Annotated in this window: 17 protein-coding genes; 7 read left to right on the forward strand and 10 right to left on the reverse strand. The window is 72.4% G+C overall.

Annotated features, from left to right (window positions below):
* Positions 1-15 precede the first annotated feature (15 nt).
* Positions 16-1,032 (reverse strand): LacI family DNA-binding transcriptional regulator, encoded by a 1,017-nt coding sequence (locus ACBJ32_RS01540; protein WP_357886913.1) that lies wholly within the window; start codon positions 1,030-1,032, stop codon positions 16-18.
* Positions 1,033-1,267: 235 nt separating this feature from the next.
* On the opposite strand from ACBJ32_RS01540, the gene ACBJ32_RS01545 reads away from it, so the two are divergent.
* A complete protein-coding gene (locus ACBJ32_RS01545) occupies positions 1,268-2,719 on the forward strand; it encodes a Gfo/Idh/MocA family protein (protein WP_375125040.1) in 1,452 nt (483 codons plus the stop codon).
* Between the two features lie 86 nt (positions 2,720-2,805).
* Here the strand turns inward: ACBJ32_RS01545 and ACBJ32_RS01550 are convergent, their stop codons facing one another.
* Positions 2,806-3,267, reverse strand: a complete 462-nt coding sequence (locus tag ACBJ32_RS01550; RefSeq protein WP_375125041.1) for a GNAT family N-acetyltransferase — start codon at positions 3,265-3,267, stop codon at positions 2,806-2,808.
* Between the two features lie 138 nt (positions 3,268-3,405).
* Between ACBJ32_RS01550 and ACBJ32_RS01555 the strand changes: the two genes are divergently transcribed.
* A complete protein-coding gene (locus ACBJ32_RS01555) occupies positions 3,406-4,626 on the forward strand; it encodes a benzoate/H(+) symporter BenE family transporter (RefSeq protein WP_375125042.1) in 1,221 nt (406 codons plus the stop codon).
* Between the two features lie 15 nt (positions 4,627-4,641).
* Here ACBJ32_RS01555 and ACBJ32_RS01560 read toward each other — a convergent pair whose 3' ends face one another.
* Together ACBJ32_RS01560 and mqo are read right to left on the reverse strand one after the other, a co-directional pair.
* Positions 4,642-5,322 (reverse strand): FadR/GntR family transcriptional regulator, encoded by a 681-nt coding sequence (locus ACBJ32_RS01560; protein WP_375125043.1) that lies wholly within the window; start codon positions 5,320-5,322, stop codon positions 4,642-4,644.
* Positions 5,315-6,802: a malate dehydrogenase (quinone) gene (mqo, locus tag ACBJ32_RS01565; RefSeq protein ID WP_375125044.1), complete on the reverse strand. Its 1,488-nt coding sequence runs from the start codon at positions 6,800-6,802 to the stop codon at positions 5,315-5,317. Before mqo ends, ACBJ32_RS01560 begins: the two co-directional genes overlap by 8 nt.
* A 165-nt stretch (positions 6,803-6,967) precedes the next feature.
* On the opposite strand from mqo, the gene ACBJ32_RS01570 reads away from it, so the two are divergent.
* Entirely contained in the window at positions 6,968-7,783 is an 816-nt protein-coding gene (locus tag ACBJ32_RS01570; RefSeq protein ID WP_375125045.1) for a TIGR02452 family protein, read from the forward strand.
* A gap of 79 nt (positions 7,784-7,862) precedes the next feature.
* Here ACBJ32_RS01570 and ACBJ32_RS01575 read toward each other — a convergent pair whose 3' ends face one another.
* The 6 genes from ACBJ32_RS01575 to ACBJ32_RS01600 all read right to left on the reverse strand — a co-directional run bounded on the left by ACBJ32_RS01575 (position 7,863) and on the right by ACBJ32_RS01600 (position 12,738).
* A complete protein-coding gene (locus ACBJ32_RS01575; protein WP_375125046.1) occupies positions 7,863-8,876 on the reverse strand; it encodes a P1 family peptidase in 1,014 nt (337 codons plus the stop codon).
* Entirely contained in the window at positions 8,873-9,538 is a 666-nt protein-coding gene (locus ACBJ32_RS01580; RefSeq protein ID WP_375125047.1) for a hypothetical protein, read from the reverse strand. The genes ACBJ32_RS01575 and ACBJ32_RS01580 overlap by 4 nt, the downstream gene beginning before the upstream one ends.
* A gap of 54 nt (positions 9,539-9,592) precedes the next feature.
* Positions 9,593-10,348, reverse strand: coding sequence for an ABC transporter ATP-binding protein (locus tag ACBJ32_RS01585; RefSeq protein ID WP_375125048.1), 756 nt, complete (start codon positions 10,346-10,348; stop codon positions 9,593-9,595).
* Complete coding sequence (locus ACBJ32_RS01590; RefSeq protein WP_357886885.1) at positions 10,345-11,442, reverse strand: iron ABC transporter permease; 1,098 nt, start codon at positions 11,440-11,442, stop codon at positions 10,345-10,347. Before ACBJ32_RS01590 ends, ACBJ32_RS01585 begins: the two co-directional genes overlap by 4 nt.
* Entirely contained in the window at positions 11,439-12,449 is a 1,011-nt protein-coding gene (locus tag ACBJ32_RS01595) for an ABC transporter substrate-binding protein (protein WP_375125049.1), read from the reverse strand. The genes ACBJ32_RS01590 and ACBJ32_RS01595 overlap by 4 nt, the downstream gene beginning before the upstream one ends.
* Positions 12,450-12,591: 142 nt before the next feature.
* The gene (locus ACBJ32_RS01600) at positions 12,592-12,738 is read right to left on the reverse strand and encodes a hypothetical protein (protein ID WP_375125050.1); all 147 of its coding nucleotides are present in this window, start codon (positions 12,736-12,738) and stop codon (positions 12,592-12,594) included.
* A 50-nt stretch (positions 12,739-12,788) separates the two neighbouring features.
* Here ACBJ32_RS01600 and ACBJ32_RS01605 point away from each other — a divergent pair, with 50 nt between their 5' ends.
* The 4 genes from ACBJ32_RS01605 to ACBJ32_RS01620 all read left to right on the forward strand — a co-directional run bounded on the left by ACBJ32_RS01605 (position 12,789) and on the right by ACBJ32_RS01620 (position 21,719).
* Complete coding sequence (locus tag ACBJ32_RS01605; RefSeq protein WP_375125051.1) at positions 12,789-12,980, forward strand: hypothetical protein; 192 nt, start codon at positions 12,789-12,791, stop codon at positions 12,978-12,980.
* A 101-nt stretch (positions 12,981-13,081) separates the two neighbouring features.
* Positions 13,082-16,534 (forward strand): DNA-directed RNA polymerase subunit beta, encoded by a 3,453-nt coding sequence (rpoB, locus tag ACBJ32_RS01610; protein ID WP_375125052.1) that lies wholly within the window; start codon positions 13,082-13,084, stop codon positions 16,532-16,534.
* A 156-nt stretch (positions 16,535-16,690) separates the two neighbouring features.
* Entirely contained in the window at positions 16,691-18,127 is a 1,437-nt protein-coding gene (locus ACBJ32_RS01615) for a serine/threonine-protein kinase (protein WP_357896381.1), read from the forward strand.
* 268 nt (positions 18,128-18,395) lie between these two features.
* Positions 18,396-21,719 carry a CARDB domain-containing protein gene (locus ACBJ32_RS01620; protein WP_375125053.1) on the forward strand — a complete coding sequence of 1,108 codons (3,324 nt, stop codon included), beginning with the start codon at positions 18,396-18,398 and terminating at the stop codon, positions 21,717-21,719.
* Positions 21,720-21,759: the final 40 nt, after the last annotated feature.

Genomic DNA, 21,759 nt, shown 5'->3' on the forward strand with positions numbered 1-21,759 from the left:
GCGCGGCGGCCTCGCTCAGCGCGCCCGCTCGGGAGCCGGCCCGGTCGACTCGCGCCAGATCACCTGGGTGATCGGCTCGTCCTCCTCGGGCGCGGGCTCGCCGCGGAGCGCGGCCAGCAGCCGGGCCAGCACGCGACGCCCCAGCCTCTCGTGATCGACGTCGACGGTCGTGAGCGACGGCGGGAGGAACGCGGTCACGGGGTTGTTGTCCCACCCCGTGACGCTCAGGTCCTCCGGCACCTTCCAGCCGCGCTCCCAAGCCCCCCGCATCGCCCCCGCGGCCACCAGGTCGTTGGCGCCGATGACCGCGGTGACGCCGCTGCCGGGCGGCAGGCCCAGCACCGCCTGCCGCGCCGCCTCCGCCGACCAGGCGCAGTCGGCGACCCCGTGGGACTCCAGCCCCAATCGGCCGAGCGTGTCGAGATAGACCTGCCTGCGCTGGCGCGCCGAAGCGTGCGCGTAGTCGCCCGCCACGTGCAGGAACCGCCGGTGCCCGTACGCGGCCAGGCCCTCGACGATCTCGGCCATGTGCGAGGCGTCCGCGAGCTCCCCGACCCCGCGCATGCGGTCGTCGTAGTCGGGGGAGACGACGATCGGCACGCTCCCCGGGCGCTGGGTGGGGAGCGACATCCGGGTCAGCGACAGGATGCCCTCGAACAGCCCGGAGTCGGACAGTTCGAGGGCGCGCTGCGACCACGTCTGCGGGGCTCCGCCGAGCGTGACGACCTCGACCACGTAGCCCGCCTCGTGGGCCGCCGCGGTGGCGCCGGCCAGCAGCTCCAGGGCGCTGACGGCGGTGCCCGCGGGCAGGAGCATCGCCAGCCGGCCGGTGCGGCGGTTGCGCATGGCGCGGGCGACGAGGTTGGGACGGTAGTCGAGCTGCTCGATCGCCGTCCGGATGCGCTCGCTGGTCGCCGGCTTCATGCCGTCGCCGTTGAACTTGAGGAAGCGCGACACCGTCTGGTGGGAGACGCCGGCGAGCCTCGCGACCTCCATGATGGTCGGCCGCTTCGCCGCCGCTGCCTTGCTCACGTGGTGCTCCTCGCTCGGCCGGTACGCGGGTTCAGCGTACCGGCGGTCCGGGAAGTGTTCGTTCACCCGGCACCTGTCATGAACGTTCACTTTCACTGCCCGGCTCCAGACCGGTGGGGGAGGCCGCCCTTCTTGACCCTCAGCGTGTTCGTTCACTAGCGTGCTGGGATGAACGTTCACTTTCACCCCGCTCACCCGTGACGAGCGACGCCCGTCCCCAGCGAGAAGGACCTTCGTGACCCACCCCGTGGATCAGAACCCCACCGCCCCCGCCCCCGCGTCCCACATCAGCACCGAGCCGGGCGCCGGTGTGGTGCCGCAGTTCGCCGCCCCGCCCCCGTCGCGCGCCCGCCGCCGCTACGCGGTGGCCGGCACCGGGCACCGGGCCGGCATGTACGTCGCCGCGCTGACCGGCGAGCACGCCGACGTGGGCGAGCTCGTCGCCTGGCTGGACCCGAACCCGGCCCGCATCGACTACTACGACGCCCAGGTGGGCGCCGAGCTGGGCCTCGGCGGCCCCGCCGGCCTGCCCCGTCACGCCCCCGACGGCCTGGAGCGGATGGTCGCCGAGCAGCGCGTGGACGTCGTGATCGTCACCAGCCTGGACCGCACCCACGCCGAGCTGGTCGACCGGGCGCTGCGGGCCGGCGCGGACGTCGTGGTGGAGAAGCCCCTGACGATCGACGCGGACGGCTGCCGGCGCATCACCAGTGCCGTCGCCGACACCGGCCGCGACGTCGTGATGACGTTCAACTACCGCTACGCGCCCCGCAACTCCACGCTGCGCCAGGTCATCGCCTCCGGCACGATCGGCGAGGTGACCAGCGTGCACTTCGAGTGGGCGCTGGACACCGTGCACGGCGCCGACTACTTCCGCCGCTGGCACCGCGACAAGGCCAACTCGGGCGGCCTCCTGATCCACAAGGCCAGCCACCACTTCGACCTGGTCAACTGGTGGCTCGGCGACACCCCCGCCAGGGTCTACGCCTCCGGGGCGCTGCGCTTCTACGGCGACAAGAACGCCGCCGAGCGCGGCATGGGCGAGCGGCCCGAACGCGGCACCGGCGCCCACGGCGACCCGTTCTCCCTCGACCTGCGCGCCGACCCCCGCCTGGACGCCCTCTACCTGCAGGCCGAGCAGCACGACGGCTACCGCCGCGACCAGGACCCGTTCGCGCCGGGCATCACGATCGAGGACAACATGGCGGTCCTCGTCGACTACCGCCGGGGCGCGCGGCTGAGCTACTCGCTCAACGCGCACAGCCCGTGGGAGGGCTACCGCGTCACGGTCAACGGCACCGCAGGCCGCGCCGAGCTGGAGGTCGTCGAGCGCGGCTTCATCGAGCTCGACGCCGACGGCAACGCCGTCCTCGACCCGTCGGCCACCCCGCTCGGGGCGCACGACCCCCTGCGCGCCGAGGGCGAGCGCCTCATCGTCCAGCGGCACTGGCAGCGGCCCGAGGAGGTCCCGATCCCCGCCGGCATCGGCGGCCACGGCGGCGGCGACGCCATCCTCCTCAAGGACGTCTTCCGCCGCGACCTGCGCATCGGCCCCGACCCCCTCGCGCGGGCCGCCGACTACCGCGACGGCCTGCGGGCGGTCGCCGTCGGCATCGCCGCCAACCAGTCGCTCCTCACCGGCGGGCCCGTCGCCGTCGACGAGCTCGGTCTCGGCGCGGACCTCTGACGCCGGCCCGCGCCTGGCAGCGGCCCCCGCGGTCAGGCGCCGGCCGTGCGCCATGCGCCACGGTGGCCGGCTCCTCGTGAAGGCGCCTAATCGAGCACGCGGGTGAACCGGATCGCCTCTTCCCGATAGCCCACGGCAGCGTAGAAGCGCCGGGCGGTCGTGTTGCCCGCCGCCGTCTCCAGCGTCAGGTGGCGCAGTCCCTGCCGGCGTGCCCAGTCCTCCGCCGTGCTCAGGAGCCGCCGGCCCACCCCCATGCGGACGGCGTGCGGCGCGACGGCCAGCTCGCCGATGTAAGCCTCCACCGGCCCGGTGAAGTGCCGGTGGGTGTTGACGGAGACCATGCCGACGACCTCGCCGTCGGCCGTGGCCACGAACACGGCCCCACGCTGCTCCGGCGAGGGGGCGAAGAAGCCGGCGAGCCACTGCCGGGCCGCTTCCGCAACGGCGCCGGGGTCGCGCCATTCGGCCACTCCCTCGGTGAGCTGGGAGGCGAGCTCCATGACGGCGTCGCGGTCCTCTTCCCGAACGGGTCGAATCTGGACGTTCATGGGGCCTCAGCATGTCATCCCCTCCTCCGACGCCCCATGGGCCCGACCCCCGCCGGGCTTGTCCCGTGGTGCCCGCGTGGCTAGGGTTCGTTCCGTATGTGGAACGACGGGGAGTCCGGCGGCATCGGGGGAGTGGGCGTGCGCGTTCAGGCGGTCATGGCGGGGCTGGTCAGCGCGGTGGTCGGCTACGCCAGTTCGTTCACCGTCGTGCTCGCCGGGCTGCGTGCCGTCGGGGCGACACCGGGGCAGGCCGCGTCCGGGCTGCTCGCCCTCTGCTGCGGCATCGGGGCGGCGGCGATCTTCCTCGGGCTGCGGTACCGCATGCCGATCAGCATCGCCTGGTCCACCCCCGGCGCGGCACTGCTGGTGGCCACCGGCCCCGTGCCCGGCGGGTTCCCGGCCGCGGTCGGCGCGTTCATCGTCTGCGCCGGGCTGCTCGTCCTCGCCGGGCTGTCGCCCTGGCCTGCCCGGGCGATCGCCGCCATCCCGCGCCCGATCGCCGGCGCCATGCTGGCGGGCGTCATCCTCAGCCTGTGCACCGCACCGGTCCGCGCCGTCGTGGACGTCCCGCTGCTGGCCGTGCCCGTCGTCCTGACCTGGGCGGTGTTGCAGCGCTACCTGCGGCGGTGGGCCGTTCCCGGCGCGCTCGCCGTGGCGGTCATCGCCATCGCGGTGCACGGGCCCGGCGACGGCCTGTCCGGCGCGGCGCTGCGGCCCGCGGTCGAGCTGACCGCCCCGGCGCTGAGCCTGCCCGCGGTGGTGAGCATCGCCCTCCCGCTGTTCCTCGTCACCATGGCCGCGCAGAACGTCCCCGGCATGGCGGTCATGGCGACCTACGGGTACGCGCCGCCCCTGCGCCCGGTCCTCGTCGCGACCGGGCTGGCGAGCGCGGCGGCGGCGCCGTTCGGCGGTCACGCCGTCAACCTGGCCGCGATCACCGCCGCGCTGACCGCCGGCCCGGACACCCACCCCGACCCCGGCCGCCGGTGGATCGCGACGGTGGCCCTCGGCGCCGGGCAGTTGGCGCTCGGCCTCGGCGCGGGCCTGGCCATGGCCCTGGTGCTGCTGTCCCCGCCCGTGCTGGTCACCGCGGTGGCCGGCCTCGCGTTGCTGTCGGCGCTCGGCTCCTCGCTGGCCGGCGCGGTGACCGAGCCGGAGGGACGGGAGGCCGCGGTGGTCACCTTCGTGGTCACCGCGTCGGGGATGACGATCCTGAGCATCGGAGCGGCGTTCTGGGGCCTGGTCGCGGGCGGTCTGACGGCACTCCTGCTGCACAGGCGGGCGCCGTCGGAGACCTCGGCCGGGGAAGCGGGGGAGGAGCATCCCATCGCCGGCGTGCCGGCCGGCCAGCGTCCGTAGGGGAAGGCCGTGCGCTCAGCCCGTGAGCCGCGCCATGGAGGCGTCGAGGTGGGTGCGCATGGCGGCGGCGGCCCCCACGGCGTCCCCCGACGCGATCGCGTCGCGGATCCGGCGGTGCTCGCCGAGCACCTGGTCGAGATGGCCGGGGTCGGGCTCGGGACCGGCGTACGGGCGGGTGATCGCGCCGGCGCCCAGCGTGTCGAGCAGGTCGAGGTAGAAGCGGTTGGCGGTGGCGGCGGCGATGGCGCGGTGGAAGGCGAAGTCGGCCTCGACCGCGTCGCTGGCGCCGCCCCGGACCGTGGCCGTGCGGCGCAGCGCGGCGTCCACGGCGGCCAGCGTGGCCGGCGTGCGGCGGACGGCGGCGAGCGCGGCGGCCTCCACCTCGATGCCGCGCCGCAGCTCCAGGAGGTACAGCCGGTCCTGCGGGGTGCGCACCGTGCCGAGCGAGTGGGTGAAGTCCTGCGCCGCCGGTCTGGCCAGGACGGACGAGCCGCGCCCGCGCCGCGTCTCCACCAGCCCCGCCGCGCGCAGCCGCGAGATGGCCTCGCGTACGACGGTGCGGCTGACGTCGAACCGGACGGCGAGCTCGCCCTCCGACGGCAGCAGCGCGCCGGGCTGCCATTCCCCGCTCCCGATGCCGCGCCGCAGCTCGCCCTCCACCCGGTCGGCGAGGCTCGCGCCGTGCTCGTCAGCCATGGTCCAGGCCCAGGGCTCCGGCGGTGCGCACGGTGAGCTCCCGGAGCAGGTCAGGCTCCTCGGAGAGGGAGACGCCGTAGGAGGGGAGGAGGTCGCGCAGCACGGGGCGCCAGTCACGCAGGTGGCCGGGGAAGGCGCGTTCGAGCACGTCGAGCATGATCGCCACGGAGGCGGAGGCGCCGGGGGAGGCGCCGAGCAGGGCGGCGAGGCCGCCATGGGACGACGTCACGACCTCGGTGCCGAAGCCGGCGATCGAGCCCCGGCCGTTCACCCGCTTGACCACCTGCACCCGCTGGCCGGCCGTGACGAGCTCCCAGTCCTGCGGCCGCGCGTCGGGGACGAACCGGCGCAGCGCCCGCAACCGGCCGCCGCGGGTCTGCGCGAGCTGCCCGACGAGGTAGCGCAGGAGGTCGCGGTTGTCGCGGGCCGCGCCCAGCAGCGTGCCGGCGTTGCGCGGGGTCACCGACCGCGGCAGGTCGGACAGGCGGCCGCGTCTGAGGAAACGCGGCGAGAACGCGGCGAAGGGCCCGAACATGAGGTACGCGCGGCCGTCCACGACGCGGGTGTCGAGGTGCGGCACCGACAGCGACGGCGCGCCCGGCTCGGCGTGGCTGTAGACCTTGGCGTGGTGGCGGGCCAGCAGCCCGGGGTCGGCCGAGCGGAGGAACCGGCCGCTGATGGGGAAGCCGCCGTACCCCCGCGTCTCCGGCACGCCGGCGCTCTGGAGCAGCGGCAACGTCCCGCCGCCGGCGCCGAGGAACACGAACGGGGCGCGTACGAGGTAGTCGCGGGCGCCGTGCAGGTCGCGCACCCGCAGCCGCCAGGACCGCCCGTCCCGCCGCAGCGACCGCACCTCGTGACCGGTCCGCACGTCGGCGCCGTCACCCGCCAGGGCGGCGAACAGTCGCCGGGTGAGCACCCCGTAGTCCACGTCCGTGCCGCCACGGGTGCGGCAGACCGCCATCGGCCCGCGCCCGGGGCGGCCGGCGAACATCAGCGGGAGCCACCGCGCCATGACGTCCCGGTCGGTGGTGAGCTCCATCCCCTCGAACAGCGGATGCGCGCGCAACGCCGCGTGGCGCAGCCGCAGGTGCTCCACCCCGGCGGCGCCGTGCGCGAAGGCGTAGTGGGGGACCGGCCGGATGAAGCCCGCTGGGTCGCCGAGCGTGCCCTCCTCGACCAGGCGCGCCCAGAGCTGCCGGGAGAGCTGGAACTGCTCGTTGACCGTGATGGCGCCGCTCACGTCGATCGAGCCGGCGCCGGTCAGCGGCGTGTAGTTGAACTCGCAGAGCCCGGCGTGGCCGGTGCCCGCGTTGTTCCAGGCCGACGAGCTCTCCAGGCCGAGGCCGTCCAGCCGTTCGAGCACCAGGACCGACCAGTCCGGCCGCACGCGGCGCAGCAGCGCGCCGAGGGTGGCGCTCATGATGCCGCCACCCACCAGCACCACGTCGTAGTCGGCCCGTCCGGCCTGGGCGATCACGTGTTGTCCTCCATAACCTGTATGACAAATCCATGTCTTGTATAACAGGTCGTGTCACGTGGTCGCGCCGGAGGGTGCCCTGAAGGCCGGGTCAGGTGCGGGCGGGGCCGGGTGAAGGGAAAATCGCTTCTTTCACCCGGCGATCACCGCTTACGATCAGGACGCGTGAGCGGAAGGTTGCGCCAGATCGCGGCGGACAACGAGCGGATCGCCGCCGGCGGCCGCTATCCGGCAGCCGGCGGCACGACCGTGGAGGTCGGTCCCGCGCTGCGGGACGCCGTCGCCGGCACCGTGAGCCACCCGCCGGACGGCCCCATCGCCTGGGAGGGCGCCGGCACGTACGCGACGGCCTTCGAGGTCACCGGCGAGGGCAGCCTGGGCGCGGCGCGGCGGCTGCACCTGGACGGCGCGGCAGGGATCGCGGTGCTGAACTTCGCCTCCGCCCGCAACCCGGGAGGCGGCTACCTCGGCGGCGCGAAGGCGCAGGAGGAGGACCTGTGCAGGCACTCCCTGCTGTACTCCTGCCTCCTGCGGGCGCCCGACTACTACGCCGCCCACCGGGCCTCGGCCGACCTGCTCTACAGCCACCGCGTCATCTGGTCGCCCGGCGTGCCGGTGCACCGCGGCGAGGACGGCCGGCTGCTGGCCGAGCCGTACCTCGTCTCGTTCCTCACCTCGCCGGCGCCCAACGCCGGGCAGGTGCTGCGCCGCGACCCCGGCGCGGGCGAGCGGATCCGGCGGGCGCTGGCCGAGCGGGCGGGGCGCGTCCTGGCCGTCGCCGCGCATCACGGCGCCCGCACGCTGGTGCTGGGCGCGTGGGGGTGCGGCGTGTTCCGCAACGATCCGCGCGAGGTCGCCGGCGCCTTCCACACCCACCTGACCGGCGACTTCGCGGGGACGTTCGAACGGGTGGCGTTCGCCGTGCGCGATCGCGACCCGGACTCGGCGAACCGGGCCGCGTTCGCCGGGCGCTTCCTGTGAGCCGGGCGCTGCCGCCCCTGAAGAACTCGCCCCGGTCGAGCATGCGCGGCCCGGAGCAGCCGGCGGGCCAGGGCCACGGTCATGCCCGTGGCCCTGGCGGTGCCGAGCGCGTCACGGCGTCGTAGGGCACCGCGTGGCTCGTGTGCCCGTGGATCCCCGTCGTGGTCGTCGCCATGAACAGGGAGTTGAGCAGCGCCTCCTCCACCGCGTCCAGGACGGCCGCGAACACCGGGTCCAGCGCGGCATCGGGCAGGACCGGCGACCGGGAGGCCGTGCTGAACGCGATCGCGTAGTCACCGCTCCCGTGCGAGTACGACGCCCCCACCCGCCCCATCGCGAAGATCGCCCGCCGGGCGAGCCGGCCGAGCTGCCGGGCGTCGAGCGGCGCGTCCGTGGCCACCACGATCATGCACGAGTTGCCCGGCGGCTCCGGGCGGCCCGCCCCCGGGACGAGCTCCTCGACCGGCATCGGGACGCCCCGGACGGTCAGCACCCCGCCGAAGTTGGCCTGCACCAGCGCCCCCACCGTGACAGGGACGCCGTCCACCACCTGCCGCCTGGACGAGGTGCCGATCCCGGCCTTGAACCCCAGGGCCGTCGTCCCCGTGCCCGCGCCCACGCATCCCTCCGCGGGCAGGCCGCCCGAGGCGCCCTCCAGCGCGTCGAGGACGTGGCGCTCGGTGATCGGGCGGCGCCGGATGTCGGACAGGAAACCGTCGTTGGTCTCCCCGACGAGCGGGTTGAAGGACAGCCCGCCGGGGTGCAGCCCCATCAGGTACGTCAGCACCGCGTCGGCCGCCCTGAACACCGACAGCGTGCCGGTCAGCACGATCGGCGACTCCAGCACGCCCAGCTCGTCCACCTGGGTCGAGCCGACCAGCTTGCCGTACCCGTTGCCGGTGAATACGGCCGCGGGCAGTGGCCGCACGGGCCGGGGAACGATCGCGGTGACCCCGGTGCGGAGGGCGGCCCCGTCGTCGATCGTGGTGTGCCCCACCAGGACACCCTCGACGTCGGTGATCGCGTTCAGCGGCCCGGTCGGCAGCGGGCCGACGACGACGCCGAGGGAGCGCGCCCGCGAGCGCCCGTTCAAGGGCCTTCCTCGGCGGGCGGCAGGTACGGGCGGAAGTGGTCGGCCACGAGGCCCGCGACGGCGCCGGCGTCGAGCGTCCCGTCGATCTCGAGCACGCGGATGCCCAGGCGGCGCGCGGAGCGGACGGCGTCGTCGGCGACGAGGCGGTCGCGTTCGAGCCGGTTGCGCTGGGCCCGCTCCGGGTCGCTCACCCCGGCCCCGACGGCGGCGGCCCGGCTCAGCTCGCGCGCCTGCCGGTCGCGGAACGCCGCGGTGGGCACCATGACGACCATCCGCCGGGGCGAGTCGACGATCGGCGCGACCAGCTCGGGCCGCAGCCCCCAGCCCTCGGCGATGATCGGCCGCCACGAGACGAGCCCCCTCAGGTCGTCCAGGGCCCACTCGAACCGGACCGGGAAGCCGGCCAGCGTTTCGGCGGCCAGGTCCGCCGGCGTGCCGCGCACCCACATGGTGTCGGCGTCCGGACCGCCGGGAGGCTCGCCGAGCCTGACGCGGCGGGCCACGCGGCGGTCGTCGTGGCCGCGGGCGTCGTGGTAGTCGTAGTGGTAGGCGGTCAGCCCGTGGCGCAGCGCCAGCAGCCGCGCCACGGTGGACTTGCCGGCCCACTGCCCGCCGCCGATCCACAGCGTGCGGCTCAGCGTGCCGAAGGGGTCCCAGGTCACAGGGGCGTTCTCCTCGTCGTACCGCGAGTGGTGATCTTCACACGGTAGCGACCGTCACCCCTCTTCCTTGAGCCGTTCGAAGACGAGCTGGGTGCGCTGGACGGCGCGCACCCCGTACACCCGGGAGATGAGCTCGGGGGTGAGGACGTCGTCGGGCGGGCCGCCGGCCACGATGCGGCCGGCGTTCATCACGTAGAGCCGGTCGCAGAAGGCGGCGGCCTGGTTGAGGTCGTGCAGCACGGCCAGCGTGGCGATACCCAGCTCGGCACCCAGCTCGCGCACCAGGTGCAGGATCTCGAGCTGGTGGCGGATGTCGAGGTGGGACGTGGGCTCGTCCAGCAGGAGCAGGCGGGTCTCCTGGACCAGCGCGCGGGCGAGCAGGACCCGCTGCTTCTCGCCGCCGGACAGGGTGGCGAAGACGCGGTCGGCGGCGCCCGCCAGGCCGACGCGGTCCAGCGCCCGCGCGTACCGCTCCTCGTCGGCGGCGGCATCGGGCCTGTACGGGGTGCGGCCCATGGAGACGATCTCGGTCACGGTGAAGTCGAGGTCAGCCGGGATCTCCTGGGCGACGACGGCGGTGCGCTGGGCGGCCTGGCGGGCGGGCAGCCGGTGCACGTCGTCGCCGTCCACGGAGATGAGCCCGGCGCCGGGGCGCAGCGCCCGGTAGATCGTGCGCAGCAGCGTCGACTTGCCGCAGCCGTTCGGCCCGACGAGGGCCACGAACTCGCCGTCGTCCACCAGCAGGTCGGCCTCGTGCACGATGGGGTAGCCGTCGACGCCGACGGACACCCCTCGCAGGTCGAGCCTCACGTGACACTCACCGCCCGGTCCACGGAGCGCCGGCGCAGCAGCCACAGGAAGAACGGCACCCCGAACAGCGCGGTGACGATGCTCAGCGCCAGCTCCTGCGGGGCGTTGACGGTGCGGGCGGCGATGTCCACCAGTTGCAGGAAGACGGCGCCGAGCAGGGCGGTGACGGGCAGCACCCGGCGGTGGTCGGCGCCGACGAGCAGCCGGGCGGCGTGCGGCACGATCAGGCCGACGAACGCGATCGCCCCGCTGGTGGCCACCAGCACGCCGACCAGCAGCGAGGTCAGCACGAACAGGATCAGCCGGAAGCGGTTGACGTTCACCCCGAGCGAGACGGCCGTCTCCTCCCCGGCGGCGATCGCGTTCAGCGGGCGGTGCTGCAGCAGCAGGTACGTCACCCCGGCGGCCAGGACGACGGCCGGCAGCGGCAGCATGTGCCACCGGGCCCCGCCGAGGCTGCCCATCAGCCAGAACAGCACCTGCTGGGCGGCCCGCCCGCTCTGGGCCAGTTGCAGGACGAAGCTGTAGCCGGCCTGGAACAGGTAGGCCAGCGCCACCCCGGCCAGCACCAGCCGGGACGGAGTGAGCCGGCCGGACCGCTGCGCCAGCGCGTACACCAGGCCGAGGGCGAGCAGCGAGCCGGCGAAGGCGGCGGCCGACAGCGACAGCCCGCCCAGCGCCGAGGCGCCCAGGATGAACACGCACACCGCGCCGAACGAGGCGCCGGAGGAGATCCCGAGCAGGAACGGGTCGGCCAGCGGGTTGCGTACCAGTGCCTGCAGCACCGCTCCGACCACCGCCAGCCCGGCCCCGACGAGCAGCGCCAGCAGCGCCCGCGGCAGCCGGAACTCCCACACGATCTGCTCCTGCACCGGCGTCCACGTGCGCGGCACCAGGCCGGGGACGAGACGGTCGGCGACGATGCCCCACGCCTCGGGCAGCGCGACGTGCACCGCGCCGATGCTCACCGCCAGCCAGGTCGAGGCGAGCGCGGCCACGGCGAGGGCGACGACGAGCGGTACGAAGCGGCGGCCGCGCCGGCGGGCCGGTCCGGCGCTCACCGCCATGGTGGGCGCCACGTCCTGGGTGGTCATTGCGCGAAGGCGTCCGGGTGCAGGAACCGGGCGATGTCGGTGACCGCCAGGATGTTGCGGTAGCCGGGGTGCTGGGCGGCCACGGGCAGGGCCAGGTAGCGCCTGTCCTCGGCGGCCGGGCTGTTCCTGGCGATCGCGAACGCCTCCTCGGCCTTGGCGGACGAGCTCGGCATGTCCTCGCCGCGCAGCGTGGCGTAGTCGCTGACGAGCACCGCCTCGGGCTGGGAGGCGCTCACCTTCTCGACGCTGACCTCGGTGTAGTCGCCCTTGACGTCCTTGAGGACGTTCTCGCCACCGGCCGCGGTGATCATCTGGTTGGTGATGCCGGAGCCGCCGTAGGCGTTCACCGGGCCCTTGCCGCCGTCGGTGGCCAGCACCTTGACCGGGGTCCGGCCCGCGACGCGCTTCTTCACGTCGGCCAGCCGGCCCTGCAGCTCGCCGACGAGCTTCTCGGCGCGGTCGGAGACGCCGAAGATCTTGCCGAGGTTGCGCAGGTCGGTGAAGGTGTCGTCGATGGTGAACTGGAGCACCTCCTCGGGGCTGCACCACCCGCCGAGGATGTAGACCGGGCTGCCGGCCGCGTCCAGCTCCTCCACGGTGGCGTAGCCGCCGGCGGCGTCGAAGCCGGCCATCGCGTTGTCCAGGACGAAGTCCGCGCCCTGGGCCAGCATGACCTCCTTCTGCGGCAGCATGATCGTTTCGGAGATCTGCGGGATCTCGTCGTACTGCTCCTTCTGGCCGGGCAGGAACGCGCTCTCGCCGAAGTAGGTGCGGCCGGCGATCCGGTCGCCCAGCCCGAGGGCGAGCAGGGTCTCCAGCGAGGGGTGGTAGCCGGTCACCACCTTGGACGGCGGCTTGTCGAAGGTGAGCTTGCGCCCGCAGTTCTCGACCGTGACCGGGAAGCCCGCCTGCGGCGCGGCGGCGGTCTCCGCCTGCTGCTGGGCGGCGGGGGCCTGACCGCACGCGGTCAGCGTCAGCGCCGCCACCAGGGCGAGCAACCTTCTCATGATCCGGCTACCGCCTTCTCGCTGATGATCGGCAGGGCTGGGGCGGTGCGGAGCGGGCGGCTCATGTGGCTAGGTCTCCGGTGGTGAAGGTTGGGCGATCGTGGCCATTGTGCACATATGCCGCAATTGCCAGCAACTTGCATTAAGTGTCCGGCCGGTGCCAGAGGTCCCGCACGCGGGCGGCGGCGGTCCGGACGGGCAGGCGGGTGGTGTCCAGCCGGATGTCGCCCGCCGTGAAGGCGGCCTGCCGGGCGTGCAGCTCGCGGAACTCCGCCGGCGTGAGGTGCACGGGGCGGGCCGCCGCTGGCGCCGGCCCTCCTCGCCCTCCCAGGGCGCGGCGTGGCCGCTGACGACCAGGTGGCGGACGTCGTCGATGTCGATGAAGGCGGCGCGCGGCCGGTCCTGGGCGACCAGGCGGCCGATCGTGCTCTTGCCCGCCGCGGGAGGGCCCGTCAGTACCAGCGCTCGCATGACACGATCCTGCTTCACGGCCGCCGAATTGACGAAGGTGCGGGGTGTGTGGGATATTGATGGCGGCACATGAGGTTGACACTACTAATAGGTGTGGACTTCCGTTTGCCTGTTGCGTTATGCTGCCCTCCCTCGCCTTCGTACCTCCGGAAGGACATCTGTTGGCAGCCTCGCGCAACGCCTCTCCCATTCCCGCCGGCCCCCGCCGCGTCTCCTTCGCGCGCATCCAGGAGCCTCTCGAAGTTCCTGACCTTCTCGCCCTGCAGACCGAGTCGTTCGACTGGCTGCTCGGGAACGAGCGGTGGAAGGCCCGGGTCGAGGCGGCTCGCCAGGCCGGGCGCAGGGACGTCCCGGCCCAGTCGGGCCTCCAGGAGATCTTCGAAGAGATCAGTCCGATCGAGGACTTCTCGGGATCCATGTCCCTGTCGTTCCGCGACCACCGGTTCGAGCCGCCGAAGTACTCCGTGGACGAATGCAAGGAGAAGGACATGACCTTCTCCGCCCCGATGTTCGTCACGGCGGAGTTCATCAACAACACCACGGGCGAGATCAAGAGCCAGACGGTGTTCATGGGAGACTTCCCGCTCATGACGCCGAAGGGCAGCTTCATCGTCAACGGCACCGAGCGGGTCGTGACGTCGCAGCTCATTCGCTCGCCCGGCGTCTACTACGAGCGCAACGTCGACAAGACGTCCGACAAGGACCTGTACGGCTGCAAGGTCATCCCGTCGAGGGGTGCCTGGCTGGAGTTCGAGATCGACAAGCGCGACAGCGTCGGTGTGCGCATCGACCGCAAGCGCAAGCAGCCCGTCACCGTGCTGCTCAAGGCGCTCGGCTGGACCAGCGAGCGCATCCTCGAGCGCTTCGGCCGGTACGAGTCGATGCGGGCCACCCTGGAGAAGGACCACACCGCCGGCCAGGATGACGCCCTGCTCGACATCTACCGCAAGCTGCGGCCGGGCGAGCCGCCGACCAAGGAGTCGGCGCAGACCCTGCTGGAGAACCTCTACTTCAACCCCAAGCGCTACGACCTCGCCAAGGTCGGCCGCTACAAGGTCAACAAGAAGCTCGGCCTCGGCCTCGACATCGACGTCACCGTCCTGACCGAGGACGACATCGTCGCGGCCGTCGAGTACCTGGTGCGGCTGCACGCCGGCGACGAGCCGACGGGCCTGCCCCTGGAGGTCGACGACATCGACCACTTCGGCAACCGGCGGGTGCGCAGCGTCGGCGAGCTCGTCCAGAACCAGGTCCGCCTGGGCCTGGCCCGCATGGAGCGCGTCGTGCGCGAGCGCATGACCACGCAGGACGTCGAGGCGATCACGCCGCAGACCCTGATCAACATCCGCCCGGTCGTGGCGTCGATCAAGGAGTTCTACGGCACCTCGCAGCTGTCGCAGTTCATGGACCAGACCAACCCGCTGGCCGGCCTGACGAACAAGCGGCGCCTGTCCGCGCTCGGCCCCGGCGGCCTGTCCCGCGAGCGGGCCGGCATGGAGGTCCGTGACGTGCACCCGTCCCACTACGGCCGGATGTGCCCGATCGAGACCCCCGAAGGCCCCAACATCGGCCTCATCGGTTACCTCGCCTGCTTCGGCCGGCTCAACGCCTTCGGCTTCGTCGAGACGCCGTACCGCAAGGTCGTCGACGGCAGGGTGACGGAGCAGATCGACTACCTCACGGCCGACGAGGAGGACCAGTACGTCATCGCGCAGGCGAACTCGCCGCTGACGGCGGACGGCGGCTTCGCCGACCATCGCGTGCTGGTCCGCACCAAGGGCGGCGAGTTCGAGTACGTACGCTCGGGCGAGGTCGACTACATCGACGTGTCGCCGCGCCAGATGGTGTCGGTGGCCACCGCGATGATCCCCTTCCTGGAGCACGACGACGCCAACCGGGCCTTGATGGGCGCGAACATGCAGCGTCAGTCGGTTCCGCTGCTCAGGAGCGAGGCGCCGCTGGTCGGCACCGGCATGGAGTACCGTGCCGCGACCGACACGGGCGACGTGATCAGCGCCGAGAAGGCCGGTGTGGTGGAAGAGGTCTCCGCCGACTACATCACGGTCATGAACGACGACGGCACCCGGACGACGTACCGGGTGGCCAAGTTCAAGCGCTCCAACCAGGGCACCAGCTTCAACCAGAAGCCGATCGTGGCCGAGGGCGACCGGGTCGAGGTCAACCAGGTCATCGCCGACGGCCCGTGCACCGACAACGGTGAGATGGCGCTGGGCAAGAACCTGCTCGTGGCGTTCATGCCGTGGGAGGGTCACAACTACGAGGACGCGATCATCCTGTCCCAGCGGCTGGTCCAGGACGACGTCCTGTCCTCGATCCACATCGAGGAGCACGAGGTCGACGCCCGTGACACCAAGCTGGGCCCGGAGGAGATCACCCGGGACATCCCGAACGTCTCCGAGGAGGTCCTGGCCGACCTCGACGAGCGCGGCATCATCCGGATCGGCGCCGAGGTCGTGCCCGGCGACATCCTGGTCGGCAAGGTCACCCCGAAGGGTGAGACCGAGCTGACCCCGGAGGAGCGGCTGCTGCGCGCGATCTTCGGTGAGAAGGCGCGCGAGGTCCGTGACACCTCGCTGAAGGTGCCCCACGGCGAGTCCGGCAGGGTGATCCACACGCAGGTGTTCAGCCGGGACGAGGGGGACGAGCTGCCGCCAGGGGTGAACGTGCTGGTCCGCGTCCTCGTGGCGCAGAAGCGTAAGATCACCGACGGTGACAAGCTGGCCGGCCGGCACGGCAACAAGGGTGTCATCTCCAAGATCCTGCCGGTCGAGGACATGCCGTTCCTGGAGGACGGCACCCCGGTCGACATCATCCTCAACCCTCTCGGCGTGCCGGGCCGGATGAACGTCGGCCAGGTGCTGGAGACCCATCTGGGGTGGATCGCCGCCCGCGGGTGGGACATCTCGGGCATCCAGGAGGCCTGGGCCGAGCGGCTGCGCGAGAAGGGCTTCGAGCAGGTCGCCCCGCGCACCAACATGGCCACCCCGGTCTTCGACGGCGCGACCGAGGAGGAGATCATCGGGCTCCTCGGCAGCACCGTCCCGGGCCACGACGGGGATCGGCTCGTGCAGCGCAGCGGGAAGGCGCGGCTGTTCGACGGGCGCTCCGGCGAGCCGTTCCCGTACCCGATCGCGGTCGGCTACATCTACATCCTCAAGCTGCTGCACCTGGTCGACGACAAGATCCACGCCCGGTCGACCGGTCCGTACTCCATGATCACCCAGCAGCCGCTCGGCGGTAAGGCCCAGTTCGGTGGCCAGCGCTTCGGTGAGATGGAGGTGTGGGCCATGGAGGCGTACGGTGCCGCGTACGCGCTGCAGGAGCTGCTGACCATCAAGTCCGACGACGTCGTCGGCCGGGTGAAGGTCTACGAGGCCATCGTCAAGGGCGAGAACATCCCCGAGCCGGGCATCCCCGAGTCCTTCAAGGTGCTCATCAAGGAGATGCAGTCGCTGTGCCTCAACGTCGAGGCGCTCTCCAGCGACGGCATGTCCATCGAGATGCGCGACACCGACGAGGACGTCTTCCGCGCCGCGGAGGAGCTGGGCATCGACCTGTCCCGGCGCGAGCCGAGCAGCGTCGAGGAGATCTGACGTGCGCCGGGTGCGGCGCCTGCATACCCGGCAGGCGCCGCACTCGGACAGATCTTCGCTTACTGTGCATTTTGGGGGACGTGCTGCGGGAGAATGTCCGGGCCGGTGCACACGAAAAGCGCGGCACACGGGGGAAAACGGAGGATGACGTCGGGAATGAGCACTCAGACGTACGAGCATCTAGGCCCTTACCGGGTGGTCAGGAAGATCGGTGAGGGCGGCATGGGGGTCGCCCACCTCGGTCTCGACGGCGCGGGCCGAGAAGTCGCGATCAAGGTGCTGCACCCGCACGTGGCCGCCGACCTCAAGGCGCGCGACCGGCTGTTCCGCGAGGTGGAGACCATGCGCCGGGTGCGCAGCTCGTACGTCGCCGAGGTGCTCGACGCCGAGCTGTCCGGCGCCCGGCCGTACGTCGTGACCCGGTTCGCGCCCGGCCGCACGCTGGAGGACACCGTGCTGTCCGGGGGCCCGCTGCAGCCGCACGAGGTCATCAGGCTCGCGCAGGGGCTGTGCCAGGCGCTGGTGGACATCCACGCGGCCGGCGTGATCCACCGCGACCTCAAGCCGTCCAACGTCATGATGGTCGACGGGCGGCCCCTGGTCATCGACTTCGGCATCGCGCACCTGGTGGACGCGGCCAGGCTGACGCAGAGCGGGATGTTCGTCGGCACGCCTGGCTACCTGGCGCCGGAGATCATCCGGGGCTCGCAGATCACGCAGGCGGCCGACGTGCACGCGCTGGCCTCGACGGTGTTCTTCGCCGCCACGGGCCTGCCGCCGTTCGGCACGGGGACGTTCGAGGCGGTCTGCTTCAACACGATGGAGGGGCGCTCGCAGATCGACAAGGCGCCGGCCTGGCTGCGCGACTGGCTGAGCAGGGCGCTGCAGGTCGATCCGTCGGCCCGCCCCAGCGCGGGCGAGCTGCTGCGGACGGCCGGAGCGCTCGACCCCGGCGGCCGCAGGCCACAGGCGCGGGGCGGCCGTACGGTGGCCATGAACACCATCTCCGACCTGCTCCCGCCGGTCGAGTACGCCCGCAGGCGCGAGCAGGAGGCGCCGGCGCCCACCCTGCACGCCGAGCGGCCGCAGGAGCGCCGCCCGTCGCCGCCGCCCAAGCCCGCGGAGCCGTTCGAGCTGCGGCGGTTCCTGAAGAGCAGCGGGTTCGTCGGGGTGCTCGCGCTGGTCACGCTGGTGGCGCTGACTGTCGTCATGCCGGTCGTGGTGGGTCTGCTGGTGGCGGCGCTGTCGCTGGCGCTGCGCGCCGGCGACCACTACTTCGCCGAGGAGCGCCCGGAGCTGACCAGGGCCGCGCTGGTGGCGATGGGGCACCTGCTCCTGTCGCTGGCCTTCGGCATCGCCGCGGCGGGCCTGCTGCACCTGGCCGGGCGGCTGAGCACCAGCCACGCGGAGTCGCTGGCCGCCGGCGCGTTCACGCTGGGGCTGTTCGTGCTGCCCGGCGCCGGAGCGGTACGGCGGGCCGCCTCGGGCATCCTGGCCCGCCTCCTGCCCGGCCACACCGCGACGGTGGTGACGGTGGCCGTGATGGGGCCGGTCGCGCTGACGTCCGTGATCATCGCGCTCGTGGGGCTGTAGCGCGTCCCTTGCACGGTCTGACGTCCGGCTCCGCAAGCTGACCCGCCGCGGAGCGCAAGTCTTGCGTCCTTCTTACGCTCGTCCGACGTAGCCGCTTGCGCTCCGCCCCGAGTCTTCGGCAACGCTGCCCGGGGGCGTCACCAGGGCGAAGATCCCTCATCCGCCGGAATGCCAAAGTTATTTCTTTGCGCAATCTCGTCGAAATATTGCGGCCATCTGCGCGACATCTTATGGTTCGGCCATCCGCCTTACCCGAAGGGCCACCCCCATGAGAGCACTGTTAGCCGCCCTTGCGTTACTCATCGGATTCCTCGCCGCGCCGCCCGCGCACGCCGCGGCCGACACCAACCTCGCCGCCGGCAAGGCCGCGACCGCCAGCAGCTTCGCCGACGTCTACCGCGCCGCCAACGTCACCGACGGCAACCAGGCCACCTACTGGGAATCGGCCAGCAACGCCTTCCCGCAGTGGATCCAGGTCGACCTCGGCGCCGCCGCGAGCGTGACCAGGGTGGTGCTCAAGCTGCCCGCCGGCTGGCCCGGCCGCACCCAGACGCTGAGCGTCCAGGGCAGCACGAACGGCTCCAGCTTCACCACCATCGCCGCCCCGGCCACCCACACCATCAGCCCGGCCGCCACCATCACCTTCGCCGCCACCACCACCCGCTACGTCAGGGTGCAGATCACCGCCAACTCCGGCTGGCCCGCCGGCCAGCTCTCGGAGCTGGAAGTCTGGGGCAGCGCTCCGGACAACCCCGGCAACCCCGGCACCAACCTGGCCCTCGGCAAGACGCTGACCGAGTCCGGCCACACCCACACCTACGCCGCCGCCAACGCCAATGACGACAACGTGGCCACCTACTGGGAGGGCGGCGCCTACCCGGCCACCCTGACCGCCCCGCTCGGCGCCAACGCCGAGCTGGCCTCCATCGTGCTCAGGCTCAACCCCGACGGCGCCTGGGGCCGCCGCACCCAGACCCTCCAGGTCCTCGGCCGCGAGCAGAGCGCCACCGCCTTCACCACCCTGGTCGCCCAGGCCACCTACACGTTCGACCCGGCCACGGGCAACACCGTGACCATCCCGGTCACCGGCAGGGCCGCCGACGTGCGGCTGCAGTTCACCGCCAACTCCGGCGCCCCCAGCGGGCAGGTGGCCGAGTTCCAGATCTTCGGCACCCCCGCGCCCAACCCCGACCTCGTCGTCACCGGCCTCACCTGGACGCCTGCCTCACCCACCGCGACGACCGCGATCACGCTGTCGGCCACGGTCAGGAACGCCGGCACCGCCGCCTCCGCCGCCACCTCGGTGAACCTCTACGCGGGCACCACCAAGGCGGGCAGCGCCGGCGTGGGCGCGCTGGCCGCCGGAGCATCCACCACCGTGTCCGCAAATATCGGGACAAGGAAGGCTGGGGCGTACCAGGTCTCGGCCAAGGTGGACGAGGAGGGCGAGGTCCCCGAGCAGAACGAGGCCAACAACGCCTACACCGCGCCCACCTCCCTGGAGATCGCCGAAGCCCCCGGCCCCGACCTCCAGGTGCTGAGCATCAGCGCCACCCCGCCGAACCCCGCCGCCGGCACGCGGGTCACCTTCACCGTGGCCGTGAAGAACCGCGGCACGACCACGACCGGCGCGACCACGGTCACCCGCGTGGCGGTGGGCGGCACCACGCTCGACACCGGCACGGCGCCGATCGCCGCGGGCGCGACGGCCACCGTGGCCGTCACCGGCGGCTGGACCGCCACCACCGGCGGCGCCACGATCACCGCCACCGCCGACGCGACCGGCGCCGTCACCGAGACCGACGAGAGCAACAACACGCTCTCGCAGGCGATCACCGTCGGCCGCGGCGCCTCGGTGCCGTACATCGAGTATGAGGCCGAATCCGCCGCCTACCAGGGCACCCTGCTCCAGACGGACCCGCTGCGCACGTTCGGCCACACGAACTTCGCCACCGAGTCCTCGGGCAGGAAGTCGGTGCGGCTCGACAGCACCGGCCAGTACGTCGAGTTCACCTCGACCAACCCCGCCAACTCGATCGTCGTGCGCAACTCGATCCCGGACGCGCCGGGCGGCGGCGGCATCGACGCCACGATCAGCCTCTACGTCGACGGGACCTTCGCCCGCAAGCTCACCCTCTCCTCCAAGCACAGCTGGCTGTACGGCACCAGCGACGACCCGGAGGCGCTGACCAACACGCCGCAGGCCGACGCCAGGAGGCTGTTCGACGAGTCGCACGCGCTGCTGTCGCGCTCGTACCCGGCCGGCACCAAGTTCCGCCTCCAGCGGGACGCCGGCGACAGCGCCGCCTTCTACATCATCGACCTGATCGACCTGGAGGACGTGGCGCCACCGGCCGCCAAACCGGCCGCGTGCACCTCGATCACCGAGTACGGCGCCGTGCCCGGCGACGGCAACGACGACACGGCCGCCATCCAGCGGGCGGTCACCGACGACCAGAACGGCGTCATCGACTGCGTGTGGATCCCGCCGGGCCAGTGGCGGCAGGAGAAGAAGATCCTGACCGACGACCCGCTGAACCGCGGCCCGTACAACCAGGTCGGCATCAGCGACGTCACGATCCGCGGTGCGGGCATGTGGCACTCCCAGCTCTACACCCTGACCGAGCCGCACCTGGCGACGGGCGGCATCAACCACCCCCACGAGGGCAACTTCGGCTTCGACATCGACGACAACGTGCAGATCTCCGACCTGGCCATCTTCGGCTCCGGCCGCATCCGCGGCGGCCCCGGCGGCGCCGAGGGCGGGGTCGGGCTGAACGGGCGCTTCGGCCAGAACACGAAGATCTCGAACGTCTGGATCGAGCACGCCAACGTGGGCGTCTGGGTCGGCCGCGACTACGACAACATCCCCGAGCTGTGGGGGCCGGCCGACGGGTTGCAGTTCAGCGGCATGCGCATCCGCAACACCTACGCCGACGGCATCAACTTCAGCAACGGCACCCGGAACTCGCGCGTCTTCAACTCCTCCTTCCGCACGACGGGTGACGACTCGCTGGCCGTCTGGGCGAACCCGTACGTGAAGGACCCGTCGGTGGACATCGCCCACGACAACCAGTTCGTCAACAACACCGTGCAGCTTCCGTGGCGGGCCAACGGCATCGCGATCTACGGCGGCTACAACAACAAGATCGAGAACAACCTGATCTACGACACGATGAACTACCCCGGCATCATGCTCGCCACCGACCACAACCCCCTGCCGTTCTCCGGCCAGACGCTGATCGCGGGCAACGCGCTGTACCGCTGCGGCGGCGTCTTCTGGGGCGAGGCGCAGAAGTTCGGCGCCATCACGCTCTTCGCCCAGAACCGGGACATCACCGGCGTGACCATCCGTGACACCGACATCCACGACTCGACCTACGACGGCATCCAGTTCAAGGGCGGTGGCGGCAACATGCCGAACGTCGCCATCACCAACGTCCGCATCGACAGGTCCAACAACGGCGCCGGCATCCTGGCGCAGGGCAGCGCCCGCGGCAGCGCGACCCTGACCGGCGTCACCATCACGAACTCGGCCACCGGCGACATCGTCAGGGAGCCGGGCTCGACCTTCGTGATCACAGGAGACTGAGCTCCGCGCGTGCGGCTCCGGGCCCGGGAGCCGCACGCGC

The sequence above is a fragment of the Nonomuraea sp. GTA35 genome, from assembly GCF_041950525.1.
Taxonomy (GTDB): domain Bacteria; phylum Actinomycetota; class Actinomycetes; order Streptosporangiales; family Streptosporangiaceae; genus Nonomuraea.

Bases quoted from the DNA above. Each gene is read 5' to 3' on its own strand.
- ACBJ32_RS01550 (WP_375125041.1), bottom strand. From the start codon at position 3,267: ATGAACGTCCAGATTCGACCCGTTCGGGAAGAGGACCGCGACGCCGTC.
- ACBJ32_RS01560 (WP_375125043.1), bottom strand. From the start codon at position 5,322: ATGGCTGACGAGCACGGCGCGAGCCTCGCCGACCGGGTGGAGGGCGAG.
- ACBJ32_RS01590 (WP_357886885.1), bottom strand. From the start codon at position 11,442: ATGACCACCCAGGACGTGGCGCCCACCATGGCGGTGAGCGCCGGACCG.
- ACBJ32_RS01595 (WP_375125049.1), bottom strand. From the start codon at position 12,449: ATGAGAAGGTTGCTCGCCCTGGTGGCGGCGCTGACGCTGACCGCGTGC.
- ACBJ32_RS01615 (WP_357896381.1), top strand. From the start codon at position 16,691: ATGAGCACTCAGACGTACGAGCATCTAGGCCCTTACCGGGTGGTCAGG.
- ACBJ32_RS01620 (WP_375125053.1), top strand. From the start codon at position 18,396: ATGAGAGCACTGTTAGCCGCCCTTGCGTTACTCATCGGATTCCTCGCC.